Origin of the sequence: Petrotoga olearia DSM 13574, assembly GCF_002895525.1 — a bacterium.
Classification (GTDB): Bacteria; Thermotogota; Thermotogae; order Petrotogales; family Petrotogaceae; genus Petrotoga; species Petrotoga olearia.
The window spans coordinates 279320-305561 of sequence record NZ_AZRL01000022.1 but is presented as its reverse complement, the minus strand read 5'-3'; the positions used below and the strand labels follow the sequence as shown (position 1 = coordinate 305561).

16 protein-coding genes, 1 tRNA gene and 2 pseudogenes are annotated in these 26242 nt (G+C 36.4%); 14 read left to right on the top strand and 5 right to left on the bottom strand.

The genetic code is table 11. The features are described 5' to 3' along the window. Positions 1-123: 123 nt before the first annotated feature. From X929_RS09400 to hutH, 5 genes are all read right to left on the bottom strand, one after another. Positions 124-212, bottom strand: a tRNA-Leu gene (locus X929_RS09400). 57 nt (positions 213-269) lie between these two features. Further along, positions 270-1556, bottom strand: a complete 1287-nt coding sequence (hutI, locus tag X929_RS09395; RefSeq protein ID WP_103067756.1) for an imidazolonepropionase — start codon at positions 1554-1556, stop codon at positions 270-272. Next, positions 1546-2445, bottom strand: a complete 900-nt coding sequence (gene ftcD / locus X929_RS09390) for a glutamate formimidoyltransferase (RefSeq protein ID WP_103067755.1) — start codon at positions 2443-2445, stop codon at positions 1546-1548. Before ftcD ends, hutI begins: the two co-directional genes overlap by 11 nt. Before the next feature lie 12 nt (positions 2446-2457). After that, entirely contained in the window at positions 2458-4485 is a 2028-nt protein-coding gene (locus X929_RS09385) for a urocanate hydratase (RefSeq protein WP_103067754.1), read from the bottom strand. Positions 4486-4502: 17 nt separating this feature from the next. Then, positions 4503-6026, bottom strand: coding sequence for a histidine ammonia-lyase (gene hutH / locus X929_RS09380; RefSeq protein ID WP_103067753.1), 1524 nt, complete (start codon positions 6024-6026; stop codon positions 4503-4505). Between the two features lie 691 nt (positions 6027-6717). Between hutH and X929_RS09375 the strand changes: the two genes are divergently transcribed. From X929_RS09375 to xylA, 14 genes and pseudogenes are all read left to right on the top strand, one after another. Then, positions 6718-8607, top strand: a complete 1890-nt coding sequence (locus tag X929_RS09375; RefSeq protein ID WP_041534005.1) for an ABC transporter substrate-binding protein — start codon at positions 6718-6720, stop codon at positions 8605-8607. A gap of 59 nt (positions 8608-8666) precedes the next feature. Continuing rightward, positions 8667-9674: an ABC transporter permease gene (locus tag X929_RS09370; RefSeq protein ID WP_012208088.1), complete on the top strand. Its 1008-nt coding sequence runs from the start codon at positions 8667-8669 to the stop codon at positions 9672-9674. Between the two features lie 7 nt (positions 9675-9681). Then, positions 9682-10545: an ABC transporter permease gene (locus X929_RS09365; RefSeq protein WP_081429157.1), complete on the top strand. Its 864-nt coding sequence runs from the start codon at positions 9682-9684 to the stop codon at positions 10543-10545. A 5-nt stretch (positions 10546-10550) separates the two neighbouring features. Continuing rightward, on the top strand, positions 10551-11558 hold the full coding sequence (locus X929_RS09360) for an ABC transporter ATP-binding protein (protein WP_103067752.1): 1008 nt from the start codon (positions 10551-10553) through the stop codon (positions 11556-11558). Then, complete coding sequence (locus X929_RS09355) at positions 11545-12546, top strand: ABC transporter ATP-binding protein (protein ID WP_103067751.1); 1002 nt, start codon at positions 11545-11547, stop codon at positions 12544-12546. The genes X929_RS09360 and X929_RS09355 overlap by 14 nt, the downstream gene beginning before the upstream one ends. A gap of 39 nt (positions 12547-12585) precedes the next feature. Then, entirely contained in the window at positions 12586-14499 is a 1914-nt protein-coding gene (locus X929_RS09350; protein WP_103067750.1) for a right-handed parallel beta-helix repeat-containing protein, read from the top strand. Positions 14500-14560: 61 nt separating this feature from the next. Beyond that, positions 14561-15358 carry a polysaccharide deacetylase family protein gene (locus X929_RS09345; protein WP_103067749.1) on the top strand — a complete coding sequence of 266 codons (798 nt, stop codon included), beginning with the start codon at positions 14561-14563 and terminating at the stop codon, positions 15356-15358. A gap of 131 nt (positions 15359-15489) precedes the next feature. Continuing rightward, positions 15490-18615, top strand: a complete 3126-nt coding sequence (locus X929_RS09340; RefSeq protein ID WP_103067748.1) for an endo-1,4-beta-xylanase — start codon at positions 15490-15492, stop codon at positions 18613-18615. A 228-nt stretch (positions 18616-18843) separates the two neighbouring features. Next, positions 18844-19413: an alpha-glucuronidase family glycosyl hydrolase gene (locus X929_RS09335; RefSeq protein WP_041534003.1), complete on the top strand. Its 570-nt coding sequence runs from the start codon at positions 18844-18846 to the stop codon at positions 19411-19413. Then, positions 19367-19813, top strand: a pseudogene (locus tag X929_RS09950) (alpha-glucuronidase); the annotation flags it as partial. The gene X929_RS09335 and the pseudogene X929_RS09950, both read left to right, overlap by 47 nt. A 135-nt stretch (positions 19814-19948) precedes the next feature. After that, a complete protein-coding gene (locus X929_RS09325; RefSeq protein WP_012208081.1) occupies positions 19949-22282 on the top strand; it encodes a glycoside hydrolase family 3 N-terminal domain-containing protein in 2334 nt (777 codons plus the stop codon). A gap of 44 nt (positions 22283-22326) precedes the next feature. Continuing rightward, a complete protein-coding gene (locus tag X929_RS09320) occupies positions 22327-24330 on the top strand; it encodes a methyl-accepting chemotaxis protein (RefSeq protein ID WP_103067747.1) in 2004 nt (667 codons plus the stop codon). 292 nt (positions 24331-24622) lie between these two features. Then, a pseudogene (locus X929_RS09315) lies at positions 24623-24886 on the top strand (ABC transporter permease subunit); the annotation flags it as partial. 33 nt (positions 24887-24919) lie between these two features. Then, entirely contained in the window at positions 24920-26236 is a 1317-nt protein-coding gene (xylA, locus tag X929_RS09310; RefSeq protein ID WP_103067746.1) for a xylose isomerase, read from the top strand. The last annotated feature ends 6 nt before the right edge of the window (positions 26237-26242 follow it).

Sequence of the window (26242 nt, the reverse complement as noted above, 5' to 3'; positions counted from 1 at the left end):
CTTCAGTTTTCTTTTCTATACTTTTACCCCCAGTAGATAGAAATCAGAAGTGAGATTATCAATCAGGAATATAATAAAATTAATTCAAAAAACAAAAGGATCGTAAAACACGATCCTTTATTCTGGTGCCGGGGGCGGGACTTGAACCCGCACGAGTGTAAATACTCATATGGCCCTCAACCATACGTGTCTACCAATTCCACCACCCCGGCGAAAAAGTTATTTATGTTAATATATCAAAATTATTATACACTACGTTATAGGCTTTGTCAAGAGACCGTGGCTATGTCATACACTTCACCATTTTTGATAACAGTTTGAGTGTGGTTTACTCCGAAGTGGTATATTAAGTATTCTATATTTGGAACATCGAAAATCGCCATATCAGTTTTTTTACCTACCTCCAAACTACCAATTTTATCTTCTAATTTCAGTGCACAAGCCGCATTAATAGTAACCGATGTAATTATTTCCTTTGGATTCATATGTAATTTTATTGCCCCAAACGTCATAACCAATTGTAAATTTTCTGTAGGCGAACTTCCTGGGTTATAATCGGTCGATAATGCAATTGGTATACCAAGTTCAATCATCTTTCTGGCGTTTGCATACTTCTCACTTTGTAAAAAGAAGGTTGTTGTAGGAAGAAGGGTAGCTATAACGTTGTTCTCAGCCATTTTTTTCAAGCCTTCATCACTTGCACCTACCAAATGATCTGCTGAAACGCAGCCTAACTCAGCAGCTAATTCGGTACCTCCTAAAGGTTCTATTTCGTCTGCGTGAATTTTGAGGAATAGACCGTGTTCTTTTGCAGCAGAAAGTATTTTTCTGGATTGATCAACTGAGAAAACTCCTTTTTCACAGAATACATCACAAAATTTAGCTAAATTTTTTTCTGCTACATACGGGATCATTTCAGTTATGAGTATATCTACGAATTTATCGACGTTGTCTTGGTACTTTTTAGGTACGGCATGCGCCCCCAAAAATGTAGGAACCAAATCTATGGGGTGGATTCTATTGAGTTCTCTTATGACCTCAAGCTGTTTCAATTCTGTGTCAAAGTCATCAAGCCCATAACCGCTTTTTGCTTCAACGGTTGTTACTCCGTAAGACAACATTCTATTTAAACTCTTTTCCGCCTTTTTAAGTAATTCTTCAAAAGACGCCTTTTTTGTTGATTCAACGGTGTCGTATATTCCTCCCCCAGAATTTAAAATATCTAAGTAACTCTCACCTTCTAATTTTTTAAATAATTCATATTCCCTTGAGCCACCATGGACCAAATGAGTGTGAGAGTCTATTAAACCGGGTGTTACAGTTTTCCCTTGGGCGTTTATAATTTTTGCATCTTGAGCTATTTCTATGTCTTTTGGCAAATCACCACTTCCAACGTAGATAATCTTATCTTTTGAAGCAGCAATTATGCCATTTTTTATTAACCCAATTTCTGACATTTCCTCTTTCTTTCTTGGTCTATTAGGACCTCTCATCGTTATTAAATTTGAGATGTTTTTTATTATTAAAGTAGCTTTTTCGCTCATATCAATCGCCATAAATCCTATTCTCCAAAACTTTGTCATAGCTAAAATTTTCTAATTTTAAAAAGTAATCAGCTGTATCAACAAGGGCATTCAAAGGTACCAACCCAACTATTTCACTTCCAACAACGTTCACTCCATACCTGTTTGCTTCATTTTCTATCACCTGAAATACCCTGTACAAAGGTGTTTTTGTGTAATCAACCATATTCATGGAAACTTGGACTATATTTCTTTCTTTCAATTCAAAACCCAACGCTTTACAATATTTAAATCCTCCACTTTTACCTCTCACAGCTTGGGCTATCTTTTTTGCAATGTCTATGTTGTTGGTATTTAGGTTCACGTTGAAAGCTATCAAAGGCATCCTTGCCCCCACGGCGGTAACTCCTGCACTTTCATGCGGTTTATCTGGGCCAAAATCTGGTTTGAACGCTTCTTGTTTTAACTTCTCAAACATTCCTTCGAACTCGCCTTTTCTTATAACAGCTAAATCCTCTCTTTCAGGTCGGCTGGCTGATTTTTCATACAATATTACGGGTATATTTAACTCTTCTGCTATTCTTTTTGCCAATTTTTTAGAGTACTCTACACACTCTTGCATTGATATGTTTTTAATTGGAATGAGTGGGATAACGTCTGTAGCCCCCATTCTTGGATGTTCGCCTTTATGAGTTCTCAAATCTATCAACTCAGCCGCTTTTTTACATGCGTTAAAAGCTGCTTCTATTACCTGATCGGGTTCTCCTACAAAAGTAACTACGCTTCGGTTGTGATCTTTATCCATAGAGTAATCCAGCAATTTTACTCCTTCTTGTTTTCTTATTTCATCTACAATACGCTCTAATTTTTCTTTATCTCTTCCTTCACTGAAATTTGGAACACATTCTACAATTTTGTTCAAAGTATCTACCTCCTAACCCTGATAATATTTATCAACTAAATCTTTTACCATATTTTCATCAGCAATGTACGGTAAAGTTATGTGGTCTGTATTTTTGTTTTCTTTGTTGTACTCTATGGATGTTTCTATAGAAGCTTCATTCCTAGCCCATGATCGCCTGGCGACACCAACCATAACATCCCATGGAATTGCGTTCTTTATTATTTCATCCACCCTTTCACTTCCATCCAGAACCAAGCCAAAGCCACCGTTAATGGCCTTACCGATACCAACTCCACCTCCGTTGTGCAGTGTTACCAAACTCATTCCCCTTGCTATATTTCCAGCGAAATCATGGGTTGCCATATCCGCCATTATATTACTCCCATCTTTTATATTCGCTGTTTCTCTAAAAGGAGAGTCAGCTCCGCCTGCATCGTGATGATCCCTTCCAAGCAGAATGGGGCCAACTTCCCCTTTTCTAACCATTTCGTTGAATTTAAGGGCTATCTTCATCCTGCCCATAGCATCCTGATAAAGAATTCGTGCTTGAGTGCCTACAACGAGATTGTTTTTATCTGCATCTCTAATCCATATGTAGTTATCTCTATCCTGACCCCTTCTGTTGGGATCTATGCATTCCATCGCTGCTTTATCCGTTTTCAATAGATCTTCCCGTTTTCCACTTAAACATACCCACCTGAAAGGTCCATAACCATAGTCGAATATTAATGGCCCCATTATATCTTCCACATACGAGGGAAATATGAACCCTTCGCTTTCATCCAACCCATTTTTTGCTATTTCTTTCACTCCTGCATCAAAAATCGCCTTCATGAAACTATTCCCATAGTCAAAAAAGTAGGTTCCCCTTTCAACCATTGTTTTTATAAGCTCGAAATGTCTTCTCAATGAATTGTTGACTAATTCAACAAATCTCTCTTTATTTGTTTCTAAGAGGTGATTCTTCTCTTCATGAGTCAAGCCTTGCGGGCAGTACCCTCCCTCGTAGGCGGCGTGACAAGACGTCTGATCTGATAGCAAATCTACCTTTATACCTTTCTTTACAATGTATTCCAATAGATCTACAATATTACCATAATAACCGATGGAAATGGATTCTTTTCTATTTAGATGATCGAAGGCTATTTCAAAAACTTCGTCCAAATCTTTGCTGTAAGTTTTTAACCAACCTTGGTTTAGTCTTGTTTGTATTCTCGAATAATCCACTTCTGCAATTATTCCAACGCCTCTTGCGATTTCTATCGCTTTAGCTTGAGCACCGCTCATTCCACCTAAACCTGAACTAACAAACAAACGTCCTCTTAGATCACTATCTTGTGGTATCCCTAATTTCAACCTTCCAGCGTTCAACAAGGTATTGTAAGTGCCATGAACGATACCTTGAGGTCCTATATACATCCAACCTCCCGCAGTCATTTGCCCGTAGTTGGCAACTCCCATAGCTTGTGCCTTGATCCAATGTTCTTGGTCATCAAACATCCCAACCATCAAGGCGTTTGTTATTATCACTCGTGGACTATTTGGTGTTGATCTGAACAAGCCAAGGGGATGTCCTGAAGCCACAACTAAAGTTTGTTCCCTTGTTAGTTCTTCTAGGTACTTTTTAATCAATCTGTACTGCATCCAATTTTGACATACTTGACCGGTTTCACCGTAGGTTACCAGTTCATAAGGATACAAAGCAACATCGAAATCCAAGTTGTTGTCGATCATGACCTGAAATGCCTTTCCTTCAATACATTTACCCTTGTACATATCTATAGGTTTTGCTTTAATGTTGCCCTCAGGCCTATACCTGTATCCATAAATTCTACCTCGAGTAAACAACTCTTGCAGAAATTCTGGAGCCAATTTTTCATGCAAATTTTCCGGCACGTACCTTAAGGCGTTTGCAAGGGCTAGTTCTACTTCTCTTTTTGATAAGTTTAAAGGTCTTTTAGGTGCCCTTCTTATGCCTTCGATGAATTTGGGCATAGGAGGGAGTTCATCATCCAACTTAATGGACATTGCGTTAGAAATATCGATATTGTTCACCATGATAATTTCTCCTTTCTTTAAAATAATTTACCAATTACTTTTTCCACTTCTTTAACGATTATGCCAGATTTTAATATGTCTTCACATTTATCTATCACTTCGTACATTGCTCTGTCTTCGTTTATCTTTGGTACTTTATCTCTTACTATATCATAAACTATCTTTGAACCTTTTCCTAAACCTTTATTCCCTCGTAAATCTATGGCTTGGCAAGCACAAAGCATTTCCATAGCTAATACTTTTTGGACGTTGTTTAGAATATTCTTCGCTTTTCTCGCTGCGATTGTACCCATAGAAACGTGATCTTCTTGGTTTGCGGAAGAAGGAATTGAGTCAACACTTGCAGGATGGGCTAAGACTTTGTTTTCTGAAACCAAAGAGGCGGCTGAATATTGAACCAGCATAAAACCAGAATTCAAACCACTTTCTTCTATCAGAAAAGGAGGTAACCCGCTCAATTTAGGATTAACGAGTCTTTCTATACGTCTTTCTGAGATATTTGCAATTTCAGATAGAGCAATTGCCAAAAAGTCCATGCCCAATGCGATTGGTTGACCGTGAAAATTCCCTGCGGATATCGCTTCTTCTTTTGAAAATATCAAAGGATTATCGGTTGCTGCATTCATCTCTTTCACGATGATATCTTCTACATAATTTACCGCATCACGTGAAGCACCGTGAACCTGCGGGATACATCTAAGGGAATAGGCATCTTGAACACGTAATACCCCTTGATGAGACACCATTTTACTACCTTCTAGTATTTTCCTTAAATTATTAGCTGAGCCAATCTGCCCTTTATGAGGTCTTAGATTGTGTACCCTCTCATCAAAAGCCTCGATGACACCGTTCAGCGCCTCAAAACTCAACGATGAAATTATGTCTGCTGTTTTTAAAAGTTCTATGCTATCGTATATCGATAATGCGCCTATAGCCGTCATAACTTGTGTTCCATTTATCAAAGCGAGACCTTCCTTGGCAACAAGATTTATCGTATCTATTCCAGCCAACTTCATTGCTTCTTTTCCATTTAACCGTTTGCCCTCGTAATAAGCTTCTCCTTCTCCTATCATCGGTAAAACCATATGGGCTAAAGGAGCAAGATCACCACTGGCTCCTAAAGATCCTTTTTCTGGTATTATTGGGTGAACCTTCTTGTTGATCATATCAATCAGAGTTTGTATGGTGGATAACCTTATTCCAGAAAAACCTTTGACCAAAGAATTCGCACGAAGCAACATAATCGCTCTAACAGTTTCTATATCCAAAGGATCCCCAATTCCGCATGCATGGCTTCTGATCAGATTCTTTTGTAATTTCTCTGTTTTATCGTTCGAAATGAAAACATTACAGAGTTCTCCAAAGCCAGTAGTTATACCATATATGACTTTTTCCTCTTCTGCAAACTTTTCTACAATTTTTCTGGAGTTCTCAATGTTCTCAAGGACAGATTTATCGATAGCCACTTCGTAATAATGTTTAGCTACATTAATCACATCTTCCAAACTCAGGTGTTCACCGTCTATATAGACCTTTTTCAAATATAAGACCTCACTTTCGATCAAACAAAAATTTCCCATCTTCTAACAAAATTATAACACTGTGAAAAAAATTTCTCACTTTCAAATAGAGCTAATTAATGGTGATTAAAAACAATCTAAGTCGATTAAACGAGAAAATCTAACGAAATCTTAGAAAACAATTTTTTACAAAAATTAAGAAAAACTAAGAAAAAGCTTCCTAATCGCAAATAATTGTCCGTAATCGCTCCTAATATTAGTTGATTGGATAAATTAATGATTGACAAAAAAAGTTAACTCACATATAATTATTCTGAACAAAATTTGAACTTGTTTAGATGATTATTTTCTTTGAAATTATATAAATCCAATTTGCTACATTGCAATAAAAAATGTTGGTTAGATTAAAAAACTGTTTAATTGTAAGATTTAATAAAATTATTTTAATTTCCAATTCAAAGACAAAGATTTTTTTGATTTTTTAAAAAATAAATTAGAAAGAATGAAAATGAGTTGTCGTTGATTCGAATATTAATTGATTGGATAAACTTACCATTGATTTTTTTTGCTTAGTATTCCTAATGGAGAACTCTATGATTTTTATGTTTGAAGTTTAATAATGGGGAAAAGATTGTTAATGGACTTTAATTTTTATTACTTTGGGAAGAAAATCCAAAGTAAGTGTAAAAAATTCATTAGGAGGTGTGAAAGAATGAAAAAGAGCTTATTGGTGATTTTTGTTTCCGTGTTACTTGTTGTTGCAGGATTTTCACAAGTAGCTGGGATTCCAAGGGAAGAAACACTCATTGCTAACGTTTTAACCGGAAGAGTAAACTCACCTGGTATCTTCAACATATTTACCAGTAGCTGGAGAACTCCTGATCAAGGGATTCAACAATTGATGCTGGAACCATTGTGGATGATGGAACCTACCAGGGGAGAAGTTATTAATTCTCTTGCAGCGGAAGGTCCGATTTACAACGAAGACTTCACAAAGATGACGGTTAAGTTAAGGGAAGGATGTTATTGGAGTGATGGTGTTGAAATTACTGCCGATGATATTGTGTACGCCATCACAACAGCCATGAAATATCAAGGAATGGCTTATCATGATCAGTTTAGGCTTCACGTTGATAAAGTATACAAAACAGATGATTACACTGTGGTATTTGAACTAAAGGAACCTAATGCACGATTCCACGCTAATTTTGTAGACAGATGGGGAGCATGGAGACCTTTCCCAAAACATATTTTTGAAAAAGTAGAAGACCCGCTATCCTTTAATTACAACCCTCCGATAAGCAGTGGTCCATACGTTCTAAAAGATTATGATCGTGCTGGTTATTGGACACTTTGGGAAAAAAGGGAAGATTGGGATAGAACACCAACTGGAATGTTGTTTGGTGAGCCAAAACCAAAATACGTACTTTTCTATTACTATGGAGAAGCTACAAATCAAGTAATTGCACAAGCCAACCATAACTTAGACATGGCAGATTTAACAATGGAAGCATTCAGAGCACTCATTCAAAGGAATCAATACTCAAGGGGATACAGAATAGAATACCCGTGGGTAGTTAACACGGATCCATGTATGACAGGTGTTATATTCAATACTGATGTATATCCATACAACATAAAAGATGTAAGGTGGGCATTAACTCTCGCAATAGATATAGTAGATTACATAGGGATAGCGTTTGATGGTGCTGCACCTATGGGCGCACTTCACCTTCCTCCTATGCCGGTTTACCAAGAATGGTACTATGAACCATTAGAAGATTGGTTGAAGAATTTCACATTAGACATAGAAGTTAATGGGAGACCATTCAAACCGTACGATCCAACGGCTACATTAAGAGCAGCCCAATATGCGAGAGAAAGAGGATACGAGGTACCAAACGATATAGAAGCGTTGAAAGAGATGTTTGGACCAGGATGGTGGAAATACGCACCTGATGTAGCGGAACAACTGTTAGAAAGGAATGGATTTACAAAAGATAAAAATGGCAAATGGTTGTTACCAGACGGTACACCTTGGAAAATTAATATTATTGCCAATGCAAATCCTTCACATCCTGCACATAGGAATGCACTTGCTGCAGCACAACAATGGAGAAACTTTGGTATAGATGTTTCAGTTACTCCTAGTGAACAAGATGCAAGTATTGTTGTATCAGGTAACTTTGAAGTCAGTGCCCAATGGCCTGCATCTGAGCCGTGGGGTGGTCATCCTGATTTGTACCGTGTTTTTTCAAGTACACACTCAAAATACTACCAACCTATAGGAGAAAATGCTATTACTAATTTGGGACCTGCACCAGGCAGATGGACAGATCCGAGAATGGATAAGGTTATAGAAGGAATGGAAAAGGTAGACTGGGATAGTGAGGAAAACATGGAATTAGGTATAGAAGGGTTAAAAATACTTGTAGAAGAAATGCCTTCAATTCCAACTTTTGGATATCCTGGAGTAGTAGGATGGGATGAGTATTATTGGACGAATTATCCTGGTGCTGAAAATCCATATATGATTCCCTATCATCACTGGCCTAACTTCAAATACGTACTGCCCTTTCTTGAACCAACAGGAAGGAAATAAAGGTTACAGATAAATACATTGAGCCCCCTTCGGGGGGCTTATTATGGAGGTGTAACACTTTGCTATTTTTCAAGCGATACTTGCTACCAAGAATAATACAATTTCTAGTTGTAGTATTCGTAGGGATAACGGTGGTATTTATTGTACCCAGGCTAACGCCGGTTGATCCCGTACAACAAGTAATCAGTCAAATGACATCACAAGGTGCCTTCTTAGACCCAGCGGCAGTTGAAGCATTAAGGCAATCGCTCACAGAGATGTACGGATTAGAAGGAGGGATGTTTGAACAATACGTTGCCTTTTGGGGAAGACTGCTACATGGAGACTTTGGTCCATCCCTTTTTCAATTTCCTGTACCTGTAATGGAGCTAATAATGGACTCACTGCCCTGGACGGCTGGATTACTATTAACAACTACAATCATCTCTTGGTTAGTAGGAAGTATAATAGGGGCGCTTGCAGGATACTTCAAAAACAAAACATGGGCACAAACATTAGATAACATAGCGATGGTGGTAAGGCCCATACCCTACTACATATTTGCATTACTACTACTCATAGTATTTGCCTATCTGATACCGATATTCCCATCGGCGGGTGGATACTCAGTTGGAAGACAAATAGGGTTCAACTGGGCGTTCATATCGGACGTGTTATTACACTCGTTTCTACCTGCGATATCGTTGATGGTTTTAGGAATAGCAGCCAACATACAAACGATGAAACTCATAGTATCAAACATAGTAGCCGAAGACTATGTGATGTATGCGAAAGCCGGTGGATTAAAAGAATCAAAGATAGCCTTCAAATACGTATTCAGAAACGGGTTATTACCGCAAGTAACCAACTTAGCCCTATCTTTAGGGCAAATCTTTGGAGGGGCATTGATAACAGAAATAGTATTCGCCTATCCAGGGCTAGGAACGTTACTATACGGAGCGATAAACTCAAACGACTACAACCTAATAATAGGGATAGTCTCGTTATCGGTAATAGGGATAGCGTCAGCAACGCTGATAATAGATCTAATATATCCACTCTTTGACCCAAGAGTAAGGTACAGATGAGGTGATAATGTTGGAAGGATTCAAGGAACTAATGAAAGATGGAAGGTTCAGATTTGCGTTCATAGTAATATGTATTTTAGCCTTCATGTCAATACTCTCATTCTTCTCGCCATACGATCCACTAAGGTGGAACGTGGTTCCTAGGGACAAACCACCCAGTTGGCCACACATATTCGGAACGACATCCCAAGGACAAGACCTATTCTGGCAATCTACGTTTGCGATAAGAAACTCACTAACAATAGCATTGATAGCCTCAGGAATATCGAGGATGATAGCGATAATAATGGGATTAGTATCGGGGTACAAAGGGGGAAAAACCGACAAAGTATTGATGTCGATAAACGACAGTTTTGTGGTAATACCGCTCTTACCGATCCTGATACTGATAGCATCGGTAATAAGGGAAAACTTAACGATGGTACTATTAGGGCTCATACTAAGTCTATTTGGATGGGCGTGGGATGCCCGGGTAATACGATCACAAATACTAAGTCTAAGGGAAAGGGAATTCACATACACATCGATACTATCAGGGACAAGGACGTTCAACCTGGTAATAAAAGAATACTTTCCATTCATAATACCGGTAATATTCTCGACGTTGATAAACAACATGATATGGGCGGTAGGGATGGAAGTAACGTTATCGGTATTGGGTTTATCCAACACAGAAATACCAACGATAGGAACGATGATACACTGGGCGGTAAACTACCAAGCGATGCTACTGGGATACTGGTGGTGGATACTAACACCTGTAATAATATCGATCTTCTTGTTTGTAGCCTTGTACCTACTCTCGACAAGTCTAAGTGAATACCTAGACCCAAGGACAAGGATACAAAGAATCGGTAAGGCGAAGGAGTGAAAAGGTTGGAAGTATTAAAAACAGAAAAACTAAAATCGTATTACATATTTGAAATGCAAGAAGAGAAAAAAGAAGTAAAAGCGGTCAACGATGTAAGTATAAGTATACGAGAAGATGAAATATACGGGATAGCAGGGGAAAGTGGATGTGGGAAAAGCACATTTCTAAAAACGATATGTGGTTTAGCCGAACCACCACTGAGGATAGTAGATGGAAAGATATACTACGAAGTTGAAGGGAAAGAGATAGACATAACCAAAATGAGTCAAGAAGAATACAGGAAATTAAGATGGCAATTCATATCGTACATACCGCAAGGATCGATGAGTGCGTTGAATCCGATAATAAGGATAAAAGAATCATTCAAAGACTTTGTGACCTCACACAAAAAGATAAAAGACGAAGAAAAAGAATTTGAAGAACCACTGAAGAAACATTTAACCGCCTTGGGATTACCGCTAAGGGTATTAAAATCATACCCACACCAACTATCTGGAGGAATGAGGCAAAGGACGACGATAGCCTTAGCAACGATACTCAATCCAAGGATCATAGTAGCGGACGAACCAACAACGGCGTTGGATGTAGTAGCGCAAAGGGCGGTAATACAATTACTAAAAGACATACAAAAAATACAAAAAAACACGATAATACTGGTAACCCACGACATGGCTGTACATGCGAACATAACGGACAGGATGGGGATAATGTACGCAGGTATGTTTGTAGAAGAAGGGGAAACGGATGAGATATTCGAAAACCCACTACACCCATACACAAAATTTCTAATAGGCTCACTACCAAAGATGGGAGACAAAAGTTACAAAGTCAGTGCACCTGGATCACCCCCCTCACTAGCGAACCTACCGCAAGGATGTCCATTCCATCCCAGATGTCCATATGCGATGGAAATATGTAAAAAGGAACGTCCACAACTCGTTGAGATAAGTGACGGACACAAATCAGCCTGTTTTTTGAACTCAAAGGAGCGTGTGGAAGATGCAAGAAAATAAAACGGCAATAAATACACAAGAAAAGTTGTTGGAAACGAAAAAACTACAAAAGGTATTCGTAGTAGGAGGGGGATTTGCAAGAAGTAAATTACTAGCGGTAGATGATGTGAACTTTCACATATACAAAAATGAAATATTCACACTTGCAGGGGAAAGTGGATGTGGAAAATCAACGGTCTCAAAGATGCTGCTAGGATTTCTTGAACCAACACAAGGTGAAGTGTACTACAAAGGTAAAGACATAGTAAACCTAAAAAAATGGGAAGAGAAAAAAGAGTTCATGAAAGAAGTACAATCGGTATTTCAAAATCCTTTTGAAACATTCAATCCGTTGAGGAAGGTAGACAGATACCTATACGACACAGCAAAGCAATACGGGATAACAAAGAACGGGAATGGAAAAAGGGTAGAAGAAGCACTAAAGGCGGTAGGATTAAGTATGACGGAAGTAAAAGGAAGGTACCCCAACGAGTTTTCAGGAGGACAACTACAAAGGATATCGGTAGCGCGATCGCTCATAACGACACCATCGTTGTTGGTAGCAGACGAACCGGTATCGATGGTGGATGCATCGTTGAGGATGTCGATAGTGAACTTGTTCAAAGATTTAAGGGACAAGTACAATGTAAGTGTGTTGTACATAACGCATGATTTAGCGACCGCATACTACGTAAGTGACAGGATAGGGATAATGTTCAGAGGGAACATAATAGAGATGGGTGGGGTGGAAGAAGTACTGATGAATCCGAAACACCCATACACACAGATGTTAAAAGAATCGATACCGGAACCTGATCCGAAAAAGAAATGGACAGAACGGATAAGTATAAAAGAATTGGAAACAGAAGAGTACATGAGAAAAGGATGTAAGTTTGCAGGTAGATGCCCGTTTGTTATGGAAAAGTGTAAAGATAATATGCCACCAGAAATACAAACAGAAAACCGTATGGTTCGATGTTGGTTGTATGAGAATAAAGGAGATAAATAAAACAAGAGTCGTACAAATAAAAAGGGGGATTTAAAAAACATGGAATATCATGTGGCAAAGACTGGCTTTGATCGAGCTTTAGGAACTAAACAAGATCCTTTTTTAACGATAAATAAAGCTGCTTCTGTTGCTATGGCTGGAGATAAAGTTATAGTTCACGAAGGGGTATATCGTGAATGGGTAAAACCTAAAAACAAAGGATTAAGCAACAAAAGAAGAATTACATATCAAGCAGCTGAAGGAGAAAAGGTAGTTATTAAAGGATCTGAAAGGATCCAAGATTGGCAAAAGGTTGAAGGAAACATCTGGAAATGTGAATTACCAAACTCATTTTTTGGTGACTTTAATCCGTACAAAGAAGAAATATTTGGAGATTGGCTTGTTACGACTGATCAGAAGAGACATTTAGGAGACGTTTATCTAAACGGTATGTCATTTTACGAAGCTAACAGTTTTGAAGATTTAAAAGATCCTAAGGTTAGAACAGAGACAGTAGACCATTGGACACAAAAAAAGGTTCCGGTTTTAAATCCAGAGCAAACAAAGTATGTTTGGTATGCGGAAGTAGATGATCAAAAAACAACTATATACGCAAACTTCCATGGTGCGAACCCAAATGAAGAATTAGTAGAGATCAATGTACGCAGATCCTGTTTTTATCCAGATCAAATTGGGAGAGATTATATAACGGTGAAAGGTTTTGAAATGGCTCATGCTGCAACACCATGGGTTCCGCCAACAGCAGATCAACCTGGATTAATTGGAGCAAATTGGAGCAAAGGTTGGATAATTGAAAACAATATTATTCATGACTCAAAATGTAGTGGAATAAGTATAGGAAAGGAAGGTTCGACCGGCCATCTATATCATTCAACTCGTAAAGACAAAACTGGGCATCAATATCAATTAGAATCTGTTTTTAGTGCTGAACATATCGGATGGAGTAAAGAAAGTATTGGGTCACATATTATTCGGAACAATACAATTTATGATTGTGGTCAAAATGCTATTGTAGGTCATTTAGGATGTGTTTTTAGTGAAATCTACAATAACCACATTTATAGAATTGCTATAAAAAGGGAATTTTGGGGACATGAGATTGCAGGTATCAAATTACATGCAGCCATAGATGTTCAGATTTATCATAATCGTATACATGATTGTTCTTTAGGATTATGGCTGGACTGGCAAGCACAAGGAACGAGGGTAAGTAAAAACTTATTTTACAAAAATAACCGTGATTTATTTGTGGAAGTAAGTCATGGTCCGTATGTTATCGATCACAACATCTTAGCTTCTGAATATGCAATAGATAACATGTCTCAGGGTGGTGCCTACATTAACAATTTAATTGCTGGTAAGATGGAGAAAAGGAAAGTATTAAATCGTTATACTCCATACCATAGACCACATAGTACAACGGTTGCAGGGTATGCCTGTGTTTACGGTGGTGATGATCGTTTCTACAACAATATTTTTATTGGAAAAGATGGTATAGAAGGTGTTGGGACATCACATTATATGAATCATACAACATCATTAGAAGAGTACTTGAAGAAGGTAGATGAAAAAGGTTGGGATATTAAAACTCTTGAGTTAGTAGAACAACCGGTGTATATTAACAACAATGCCTACTTCAATGGAGCGGAACCATTTGAAAGAGAAAAAGAGAAGTTAGTTGATAAAAGTTTTGATCCGAAATTTAGTGTTATCGAGAAAGGTGAAGAAGTTTATATGTCTTGTGAACTTCCCGATACTTTTGAAGATATTGTAGGCGAAGTATGTTCAACAAATTCTTTAGAAAGGGTTAGGATTGTTGATGCTGATTTTGAACGTCCTGATGGTGGAAATTTAGTCTTAGATACAGATTTTTTAGATGAACAAAAAGCTGAAAAAAGTTCTTTAGGTCCAATCTCTACTTTAAAAAAGGGTAAGAATTATATCAAAGTTTGATAATAAAAATCGATACTAAATGTTCTATTTTTCAGAATTGTTGAGAAGGAGTCAATATACAATGAAAATATCTTTTGGTTTTTATCCACAAGGCAAAATAAAGGCTTTAACCATGAGTTATGATGATGGACAAATTTATGACAGAAGATTGATAAAGATCTTCAATAAGTACGGAATCAAAGGTACCTTCCATTTGAATTCAGGAAAATTAGATTCAGAACCATTTTTAAACTCTTCAGAAATAAGGGATCTCTTTGAGGGTCACGAAGTTGCTATACATACATTAAATCACCCTTATCTCACAAGAGTACCAAAGGAATCAATAATTGAGGAAATTATGGAAGATAGAGAAAGATTAGAGTCTTTAGTAAACTATCCAATAAGGGGAATGTCATATCCTTATGGGGATTACGATGAAGAACTTTTAGAATTACTTCCATATTTGGGAATTGAATATTCAAGAACAGTTAGTTCCCATGGTAACTTTTCTTTACCTACACATTTTTTGAGGTGGAATCCTACTTGTCATCATGATGATAACTTGTTAAAAAAATATGAAGAATTCAAGAAATTAGAATCTAACGAAACTATGCCTTTGTTGTATGTATGGGGACACAGTTTTGAATTTGAGAGAAATAATAATTGGGATATGATTGAAGAGTTTTGCAAAAAAATATCGAACGATGAAACAATTTGGTATGCGACAAATGTAGAGATTGTGGATTATTTGAAAGCTTTAAGGAATTTAAAGTTTAGTGTAAATAAAAAAATAGTTTATAATCCTTCTTCTTTAACAGTATGGATAGGAGTGGATGGTAATCCAGTGAAGGTAGAAGGTGGTAGATATCTGACTTTATAGTTCGATATCTATGTGTCATAGTGAAATTAAGATTTTGATTTTAAAAGGGATTCATAAGGTAACGGTTAGGTTAAAGTATGTTTTGGAATATCTCAGGCGGGACTATTTTTGTGGAAAGGAGGAGTGATGAAATGAAGGATTTATTATTTGTAACCTCATTGTTAGGTATTGGTTTACTGGCTGCTATTCTATTGGGAGGATCAAGTGAGACAAATAGTCTAAATGGATTTATAAATCCAGGAGATTATGAGATGGTTTTGAACTTCGAAGAACCGGTTCAAATTGAAAAAGTTGGAGAAGCAGTTTCGATTACAGTAGTAGATGAATTTTCCTACGAAGCTCAAAAATCCTTAAAGATAGAGAATAGAACCTCAGGATGGGAAGGAGCAGAAATTGATCTAACAAAAGATTGGCAAATTTTTAATTCAGCTAATTTCCAAATTACTACTCGTATTTATCAAACTTCTCCTGATCCTCAATTATTTAGGATAGTAGCCTATATAAAAGATAGTAAAGGGGAGCGCTTTGAAACAATCGCAGAGAAGGTTGTGATGCCAAATTATTGGAAGGAGATAAATGAAGAGTTCAAATTTAGTTTTAATGAACCTGTTGAAAAATTTTCCCTGAGAATAGTAACTCCTTTGGAAAGTAACTTCACATACTATATAGACAACTTTCAGATTCTGGGAACTAACAAAGTTGAAAGAGCAGGAGTGATCTCTAAGACAAGTTTTGAAGACGAACAGCATAGTTGGGAACCAAGAGGAGATGAAGTCTCTATTTCGCTATCTAATGAAGTATCCTATAGTGGGAAATATTCTTTAGCTGTTGAGGGAAGAAAAAGCAATTGGAATGGCGCACAAATAAATCTTGCAAAAACCTTAAAACCTGGAACCAGTTATGATTTTGAAATATATGTATATCAAGATACGGGGGAAGATCAATTAATCACTCTCACAATGCAAAGAAAATACGCTTCTGACGCTAATACTAACTACGACACGATCTTATGGCAAAAAAAGGTTCCTTCGGATACATGGACACAATTGACAGGTTCTTATACCGTTAAATCTGGAGCAGTAGTGGAAGAGTTGATCTTTTATATTGAATCACCGAATCCTACGCTCTCATTTTATTTGGATGATTTTTCAATAATAGATAAATCGATTCCTCTCTATGAACCTGAATGGGAAATTATGGCTTTAAAAGATAAATATAAAGACAATTTTGATATAGGAGTTGCTATTCCTTACAAAGTTCTAGTTAATCCTCTTGAAATGAAGATGGTCGAAAAGCACTTTAACTCTATTACCGCTGAAAACGAAATGAAGCCAGAAAGTATTTTAATGGAGTTAGGAAGTTATGATTTTTCAGTTGCCGATGAGTATATTGAATATGCTAAAGAAAAAGGGATAAAAGTTCGCGGACATACTTTAGTCTGGCACAATCAAACACCTGAGTGGTTCTTTAAAGACGAAGATGGAAATTTAATTTCAAAGGACGAGCTTCTTTCAAGAATGGAAACTTATATACACGACGTTGTCGGACATTTCAAGGGAGAAGTATACGCGTGGGATGTTGTCAATGAAGCCATTGATCCCAATCAACCAGATGGTTATAGAAGGTCTCTTTGGTATGAAATCATGGGCCCAGAGTATATTGAGTATGCATTCAAATTCGCTCATGAAGCCGATCCAAACGCTAAGCTTTTCTATAACGATTACAATACTTACGAGCCAGAAAAGAGAGATTATATATACAACATGGTAAAGGAATTAAAAGCAAAAGGAGTTCCAATTGATGGGATTGGAATGCAAATGCATATTGGAATTGGAACGGATCTCAGACAGGTTGAAGAGGCTATTAAGTTATTTAGTTCTATTCCTGGTATAGAAATTCAAATAACTGAAATTGATATGAGTATTTATACAGATCAAGGATCCAATTACATGTCTCCACCATACGAAGCCTTAGTTGAGCAAGGGTACAAATACCAAGAACTTTTTGATATCCTCAAAAAATACGATGATGTTATAACCAGTGTAACTTTCTGGGGTCTTAAAGACGACTATTCTTGGAAAAATCAAACCAGAAATGATTGGCCGCTTTTGTTTGATAAAGATTATCAATCGAAATATGCATATTGGGGAATTGTAGAACCAGCTGTTTTGCCAATTGTTCCAAAATCCAATGCAATCTCTCAAGGTACCGCTATTCCATATGGTATGTTAGATGACGATTATTTGTTTTCAAAACCAATATTCATATATGATGAAAATGGAAAAGAAAAACTTAATGCCAGAATAATATGGGATGAAAACAAATTATTTGTTTATGGTGAAGTCTTTAATGAAACAAGTGATGAAGAAGATGGAGTGGCGATATTCATTGATCCTAATAATGCCAAGACACCTTACCTACAAGAAGATGATAGATGGGTAATCATTCATCCAGATTGGACTGTTGAGAAAAATAAAGAAGATGTGGAAGTTGAATATTTCGTTAGTCCAGGCTATAAAAAGTATTCTTTTGAATGTTCCATAAATCTTCCGAAAAAATTAGAAAAAGAGCAGAAAATTGGATTTGACATAGCAGTAATAGACGGAGAGAACATATATAGTTGGAGTGATAATACAAATCAACAGAAATCGCAAACAATAAATTATGGAGTATTAACCTTGGAAGGTGCATCCGTAGGAACAGCAAAATACGGTACACTGGTTATAGATGCAGAAATAGATGAGGTTTGGTCTCAAAACGAAGAATATATCACCGAAACTATTGTATCGAGTAGCTCAAATAACGCAAAAGCCAGCTTTCGAGTACTTTGGGATGAAAATGCTTTGTATGTATTGGCTATTGTTGAAGATCCGGTTCTTAATAAAGAAAATACAAACGCTTGGGAGCAGGATTCATTAGAAATATTCATAGATGAAAATAATAATAAAACAGGTTTTTACGAAAATGATGATGCACAGTACAGAGTCAATTACGTAAATACCCCTTCATTTGGTACGGGAGGCTCTGCAGCCAATTTTAAAACTGCTACAAAGATTGTAGAAAATGGTTATATAGTAGAAGCAGCAATTTCTTGGAAATTTATTTCCCCAAGTGGAGGAGAAGTCGTTGGATTTGATGTTCAAGTCAATGATGCAGGTGCAACTGGAAGTAGAGTAGGTATAACCACTTGGAATGACCCAACTGGGAATAACTATCAAAGCACTGTAAACTTTGGGAATATTATTTTAGAAAAATAAGTAAAAATTTGGAAAGAAGCGAGCATAGAAAATTCATTCCAAATATTCCTTCTATGCTCGCCTTTCCAAAAATCTTTGAAATAAGTAAAATTAAAAAAATTTTCAAGTTTGATATCTTCTTAAGATATGAAATGTAATTGTCCTTGAAAGAAGAGGTATAAAAGCAATTTCTTAATATTTAAAAATTAGTACTTTTTGTTTATTCTTGGTGGTTAGGAGGAAGTTTAAATGTTTCCATATTCAAATGATGTAGATTATCAATGTTGGTTGAATTACCAAAGATTAGAAACTCCAAGTTTATATGATCAATATAAAGAATATTTTAAAAATATTGTAATAAGTATCGATGGATATATAATCGATTCTATTAAAAATGAACTTTATTATAGTATAAAGAAATTTTTTAATATAGAAGCCATCATAACTAACAAACCTATTAAACGTACTTTTACAATAATTTCGGAATTAGAGGGTGGTTCATTTTTCAATAACACAATAAAAGAAGAAGAATACACATCATTAAATGAAGAAGGCTTTTTGATCAAAAAAGTAGAAAATTCTACAAAAAAATTTATTTTAATAGCAGCGAAATCTGATAGAGGTTTGCTATACGGTACCTACAAATTAATTCAAAACATACAAATGGGAAAAACTTTAGATCAGCTAAAGCTATTAGAAAACCCTTATGTTCCTCTTAGAATTATTAATCACTGGGATAATTTGGAGGGAACCATAGAAAGAGGATACGCAGGTAAATCCTTTATTTGCGGGGGTCCAAAAAACAAATCAAATACTTGAATTTCAGATTACTCGAGAATACACTGGACAACAAAAACATCTTTGTTATCTTGTTCCCCAATGGAAAGAAGTTAAAGACTTTGATACTTTCTTATTTGGTGAGGGGACCTCAGTAGCAAAGATCGTTTCTGGTTCTGTATTTAATTCACAGAATTTTGGAATAGCCGGAATATCAAATATAGGGGATGAAATTAACTGGACTGGCCATACTTTAGCACAAGCAAATTTGTACGGATTTGGTCGCCTTGCTTGGGATCCTTCCTTGACTGGCAAGAAAATTATAGAAGAATGGATAAAATGTACTTTCGGAAATAATGAAACTGTTTTAAATAATTTATCAGAAATTATGTTAAAGTCATGGAATATATATGAGAAATATACAGCGCCTTTAGGAGTAGGAAGGAAAGTGCTAAAGAATGGAGAGATGTTATAAATTCATACTTTTATAGAAAAACAATGATCTATGATGAAAAAGGGAGAAAAATATACTGAAAAAAACAAAAACGATAAAATACTTTACAAGGGGGAAGTTTTTATGCAAGTTTACAAAAATCCGGATAAACCTATAGAAGAACGTATTGAAGACCTTTTAGAACAAATGACTTTGGATGAAAAAATAGCCCAACTTGGTTCTTTTTGGAGCTACGAACTTCTTGATAATGGTAATTTCTCTTTTGAAAAAGCTCAAAATTTATTGAAAGAAGGAATTGGTCAAATAACTCGTCCAGGAGGGGCTACAGGATTCTCTCCAAAAAAAACAGCCGAGTTAGCAAATAAAATTCAAAAATTTCTTCTCACTGAAACAAGATTGGGGATTCCCGCTTTTATGCATGAAGAGTGTTTGAGTGGTTACATGACGAGAGGTGCGACCATTTTCCCTCAGATGATTGGTGCGGCAAGTACGTGGGAACCTCCATTGATAGAGCGAATGACAACAAGTATAAGAAATCAAATGAAAGCCCTTGGAATACATCAGGGATTATCTCCGGTTGTTGATGTAACTAGAGATCCTAGATGGGGGAGAACTGAGGAAACTTTTGGAGAAGATCCATATTTGATAGCAAAGATGGGAGTTGCATATGTTAAAGGATTACAATCTGATGATTTGAAGAATGGAATAGTAGCTACTTTAAAGCATTTTGTGGGTTATGGGGTTTCTGAAGGTGGGATGAATTGGGCGCCAGCTCATATCCCAGAAAGGGAACTAAAAGAAACCTTTCTCTTTCCTTTTGAAGCTGCTATTAAGGAAGGAAAAGTTAAATCTGTTATGAATGCTTATCATGAGATTGATGGTATACCTTGTGGAGCCTCTGAAACTTTGTTGAGAAGGATTTTGCGAGAGGAATGGGGTTTTGATGGTATTGTTGTTTCCGATTACTTTGCAATCAATTCATTGATGGAATATCATAAAATAGCGTTAAATAAAGAAGAAGCGGCCATAAAAGCGTTAAAAGCTGGGATCGATGTTGAACTTCCCTCTTTTGATTGTTATAAAGAACCATTAAAGAATGCGATAGAGAATGGAGAGTTTTCCGAAGCATTTATTGATAAATCTGTTAGAAATATTTTGCGATTAAAGTTTGAGATGGGATTATTTGAAAATCCTTATGTCGATTTGGAAAAAGTTCCAGATAATTTGGATACACCTGAGGATAGAAAACTTGCATATGAAATTGCTAAAAAATCAATTGTTCTATTGAAAAATGACGGAATAGTACCTTTGAAAAAGAATTCAAAAATAAAAAAAGTTGCAGTAATTGGGCCGAATGCAAACAGCGCTAGAAATTTAACAGGGGATTATACTTATTTAACACACTTAGAAACCTTAAAACAAGGAGCTTTTGGTACTTCTGCAATGGAGGGAATTACTTTTTCCGAAAGTGAATTGCCAATAAAAACCATATATGAAAGTTTGAAAGAAAAATTAGAAAAATTAAATGTAGAAACCTCTTACGCAAAAGGTTGTGAAATAAATGATGACAACAAAGAAATGATTAAAGAAGCGGTTGAACTTGCTGAAAACTCTGATGTTGCCCTTCTAGTTTTAGGTGATAAATCCGGGTTAACATTGGATTGCACAACTGGTGAATCTCGTGATAGTTCTACGTTGATTTTACCAGGCGTACAACTTGATTTACTAAAATCTGTTATAAATACTGGAACACCTGTAATTGTTGTTCTTGTAAACGGAAGGCCATATTCGTTAGACTGGGTGTCAAAAAATGTTTCTGCAATATTTGAAGCTTGGTTACCTGGTGAAGAAGGTGGCAATGCTCTGGCAGATATTATTTTGGGTGATGAATCCCCTTCAGGGAAATTACCTATATCTTTTCCGCGTCATGTGGGGCAAATTCCAGTTTATTATAATCACAAGCCTTCTGGAGGAAGGAGTCAATGGTGGGGAGATTATACAGATTCACCTGCCAAACCACTATATCCTTTTGGTCATGGCCTCAGTTATACGCAATTTGAATATGGGAATCTTCAAATTGAAAATAACGATAGAATTGTGAAAATAAGCATGGATGTTAAAAACATAGGTGAAGAAACGGGTGACGAAATTGTTCAGCTGTATATGAATGATGAAGTAGCCAGTGTAACTAGACCTGTAAAAGAATTAAAGGGTTTTCAAAGGGTTACACTTAAACCTTCAGAAAAGAAAAGAATCATTTTTAATCTCCCAATAGAGACTTTAGCGCTATATAATGAAAAAATGGAATTTTTAGTTGAAAAAGGTTATTTTAAAGTTATGGTGGGATCCTCTTCTGAAGATATAAGGTTAACTGGAAAGTTCTACATTAATGAAGATATTCGAATTTTGCCTCAAAACAAGAAGTTTTTTAGCGATGTGATTCTGGAAGAAAATTAAAGCTTCTTTTGCGGAATTTAATATAAAAATCGAGGTGGATTACCTTGTTTAAAAGCATAAGGGGAAGGATAACTTTAATTATCGTTATAATTTTTATTTTATTTGGGGCAGCGGTATTTTTCAATATCTTTTCTTTGATAAGGTCCAACGATGGTTTGGGTAGTTATAGAGATTTAGCTGATGAAACGAATCAAATCTCTGAAATAGAAAACACCTTTTTTGAAGCTGCTTTAGCCTTCAAAGATTATGTGATCAACTATGATGAACAAACAAGAGAAATTATTATTCAGAATATCGATACAGTTCAAAGCTTCTTTACAGATGAAACTACCGATTCTACACTAGTACAAAACATAATCACAAAGATAGGCGACTATGAAAACAGCTTTAATCAAATTGTTCAATTGAATGAAGGAAAAAATAGGCTCGTAAATCAAGATTTTAAAGATATATCCAATGAATTACGCCAAAGTATTACTGACTTTAAAACCTTAGCCCAAGAAAATAACATTTCAACCCTCGTTTTTTACGCTGATAGCTCGTTAGAAATAGTAGATAGTATAAAAGAGCTTGCTTCTGTTTATTTTTCTTCTAAATCAGTAGGTGACAAAAACAGTGTCATGAATGCTTTTGATGAGTTAGAATCACAAATAGCCATTTTAGAGCAAGGATTAGTATCAGACGAATTAACTGAACTGTTCAACGAGATGAAAGACATGGTCGAACAGTTCAAAAGCACCTTCAACCAAATAGTCACAGCGATAGAATCCCAACAACCCATAATCGGGCAGATGGAACAAGCAAGGGTAGAGATACTTAACCTATTAGAAGAACAAAGAAATGAATTAAAGGTCCAACAAGACACGTTAGGTCCATCACTCATAGAAGAAAACAATCAAGCAATAACCTTGACAGCCATCCTAACCGTAGTAGCCTTCATAGTATCGATAATCATGGTCATCTATCTAATAAGGAGTATAACGAAACCACTGTTAGACTTCAAAAACAAGATAAACCAATTCAAAGAAGGAGACCTAACGGTAAACTTTGAAAGTAAAAGCAAAGACGAGATAGGTCAGATGGCAAACGCCCTATCAGAAATGAGTAAAGAATTAAGAAGATCCATGGGGTCAATAAAACAGGCATCGGACAAAGTAGAAAACGCATCAGAAAGTCTAACGCGCTCATCACAAGAAAGCAGGAAGAACTCAGAAGAACTCAAAAACCAGATGGACAAGATACAAACAAGTACGGAAGAAACGGCAGGAAACGTAGAAGAAGTGACCTCAGGTGTAGACGAAGTAGCAAGGGCTGCACAAGGTGTATCCCAAGACGCACAAAGACTAAGTGAAGAAGCAGATGAAACAAGTAAAGCTGCAGAAGAAGGAAGCAAAACGATAGAAAGCATAAGTCAAGCTGTGAAAGAAGCGGTAGAAAGGACGAAAGAAAGTCAAAAAGAAGTAGAAACACTCGCAAGCAACGCCAAGAACGTACAAAGTATAGTAGAAACGATAAACTCGATAACGGAGCAAACGAACCTGTTGGCACTAAACGCAGCGATAGAAGCGGCAAGGGCAGGGGAAGCAGGAAGAGGATTTGCAGTTGTAGCGGATGAGATAAGGAAGTTAGCGGAAGAATCAAGGAATGCAACGGATGAAATATCCGAAATACTAACCAACATAACGCAAGGAACGAACAAAGTAAACGAATCGACGAACAAGGTAGTAGGAACGATAGGAGAAATAAACGAAAAGATGGAGAATGTACAGAAAAGTTTCAATCGTATAAAAGAAAGGATAGAAAGGATGGACCAAGGGATAGAAAACATGACGGCAAGTGCAGAGGAACAAAGTGCAAGTGCGCAAGAGATGAGCACAGCGATGGACAGGGTAGCGAAAGCGGTAACAGAAATAAGTGAACAACTAGAAAGGTCAAGAAGTGTAATAGACGAACAAGTAAAACAAGGGATAGGGATAAACGAAGAAGCGAAAGAGTTGAGTGAATTAGCCACAGAGTTAAAAGGATTGGTTGGAAGTTTTAAGATATAAAATTTTGCAGCTTTGTGCAAAAAGATTTTTAATTGAACAAAGATATTGGATTTGGGGATTTTAAGGGGTTAACCCCTTAATGTTAACAAATAAAGCGAAAAGGTTGAAAAGTGATTGTTCCTAATATTAGTTGATTGGATAAATTAATGGTTGACAATATCAAATAAAATATTTTAAAATGAACATAGTTATATGTGGTTTTTACCATTAGTACTAATGGTAAAAAAATAAATAAATTATCGATGTTATTCTCGTAATGATGGCAGAGCTTAATTCTTGGAGGTATTTTTTTACTTCGCGACTTAATGCAGCTTCTGTTCCGGCCCGAGAAGGAGCGGAGTTAGATACAATAGCTGCGTGTGTTATAGGTGGTACAAGCTTAATGGGTGGAATTGGTACTGTTGTTGGTGCAGTAATTGGAGCGCTTGTTATGGCAAGTTTAGGCAATGGAATGAGTCTTATGAATGTCCCTGTGTTTTGGCAGTCTATAATAAAAGGGTTAGTATTAATATTTGCGGTATGGTTTGATGTTGCAAATAAAAAGAAAGAGGCATAACTATTTGCAAAATAACATATAGGAGGTCTTAAAATGGCAGAATACTTCAAAGATATTAAAAAGGTTGAGTATGTAGGTAAGGAATCAAAGGATCCATTAGCTTTTCACTATTATGATCCCAATGGAAAAATTGGTAATAAAACTATGGAAGAACACTTGAGATTTTCTGTGGCTTACTGGCACACTTTCACCGCAGAAGGAAGGGACATGTTCGGGGTCGAAAGTGCCAACAGAGAATGGAACAAATTTTCTAATCCTTTAGATAAAGCTTACGCAAGATGTGATGCAGCATTTGAGTTCATGAGCAAATTGGGTGTTAAATATTTTTGTACCCATGATAGAGACTTGGTTGATGAACAAGAGACATTGAGAGAAACCAATAAGTTATTAGATAAAGTAGTAGAAAGAATAAAGGAGAGAATGAAAGAAACAGGTATAAAGCTTCTTTGGGGAACAGCAAATCTTTTCACTCATCCAAGGTTTATGCAGGGTGCGGCTACATCTTGTGATGCGGATGTGTATGCATATGCCGCTGCACAAGTGAAAAAGGCACTTGAAATAACTAAGGAATTAAATGGTGAAAATTACGTTTTCTGGGGTGGAAGAGAAGGATATGAAACCCTTTTAAACACCAATATGGAGTTGGAATTGAACAATTTGGCTAATTTTATGCACATGGCTGTAGATTACGCCAAAGAAATTGGTTTTGATGGCCAATTTTTGATAGAACCCAAACCAAAAGAGCCCACAAAACATCAATATGATTTTGATGTTGCAAGCTCTTATGCATTTTTACAAAAGTACGATCTTGATAAGTATTTCAAGTTCAATATAGAAGCAAATCATGCCACTCTTGCTGGTCATACTTTTCAGCATGAATTAAGGTATGCACGAATAAATAATATATTGGGCAGCGTTGATGCTAATATGGGTGATCTATTGTTGGGATGGGATACAGACCAATTTCCAACAAACGTATTTGAAAACGTTTTGGCAATGTATGAAATTCTTAAAAACGGAGGAATAGCACCAGGTGGTTTAAACTTTGACTCACATGTTAGAAGACCATCTTACGAAAATATTGATTTGTTCTACGCACATATTGCGGGGATGGATGCATTTGCTTTAGGACTGATCTTAGCCAACAAGATTTTAGAAGAAAAAGTTTTGGAAGACTTTGTAGAAAAAAGGTATAATAGTTTTAACGAAGGAATGGGTAAAAAGATTGTGGATGGACGAACTAATTTCAAAGAACTCGAAGAGTATGCAATAGATAAAAAAGTGGGAGTACCAAAATCGGGAAGACAAGAATATTTGGAAAACTTATTAAATTTGTACATCTACGAATAGACGACA

Coding starts and splice junctions, on each gene's coding strand:
- hutI (WP_103067756.1), bottom strand. CDS start 1,556: ATGGCGATTGATATGAGCGAAAAAGCTACTTTAATAATAAAAAACATC.
- X929_RS09385 (WP_103067754.1), bottom strand. CDS start 4,485: ATGGTGAACAATATCGATATTTCTAACGCAATGTCCATTAAGTTGGAT.
- X929_RS09375 (WP_041534005.1), top strand. CDS start 6,718: ATGAAAAAGAGCTTATTGGTGATTTTTGTTTCCGTGTTACTTGTTGTT.
- X929_RS09365 (WP_081429157.1), top strand. CDS start 9,682: ATGTTGGAAGGATTCAAGGAACTAATGAAAGATGGAAGGTTCAGATTT.
- X929_RS09355 (WP_103067751.1), top strand. CDS start 11,545: ATGCAAGAAAATAAAACGGCAATAAATACACAAGAAAAGTTGTTGGAA.
- X929_RS09350 (WP_103067750.1), top strand. CDS start 12,586: ATGGAATATCATGTGGCAAAGACTGGCTTTGATCGAGCTTTAGGAACT.
- X929_RS09345 (WP_103067749.1), top strand. CDS start 14,561: ATGAAAATATCTTTTGGTTTTTATCCACAAGGCAAAATAAAGGCTTTA.
- X929_RS09340 (WP_103067748.1), top strand. CDS start 15,490: ATGAAGGATTTATTATTTGTAACCTCATTGTTAGGTATTGGTTTACTG.
- X929_RS09335 (WP_041534003.1), top strand. CDS start 18,844: ATGTTTCCATATTCAAATGATGTAGATTATCAATGTTGGTTGAATTAC.
- X929_RS09325 (WP_012208081.1), top strand. CDS start 19,949: ATGCAAGTTTACAAAAATCCGGATAAACCTATAGAAGAACGTATTGAA.
- xylA (WP_103067746.1), top strand. CDS start 24,920: ATGGCAGAATACTTCAAAGATATTAAAAAGGTTGAGTATGTAGGTAAG.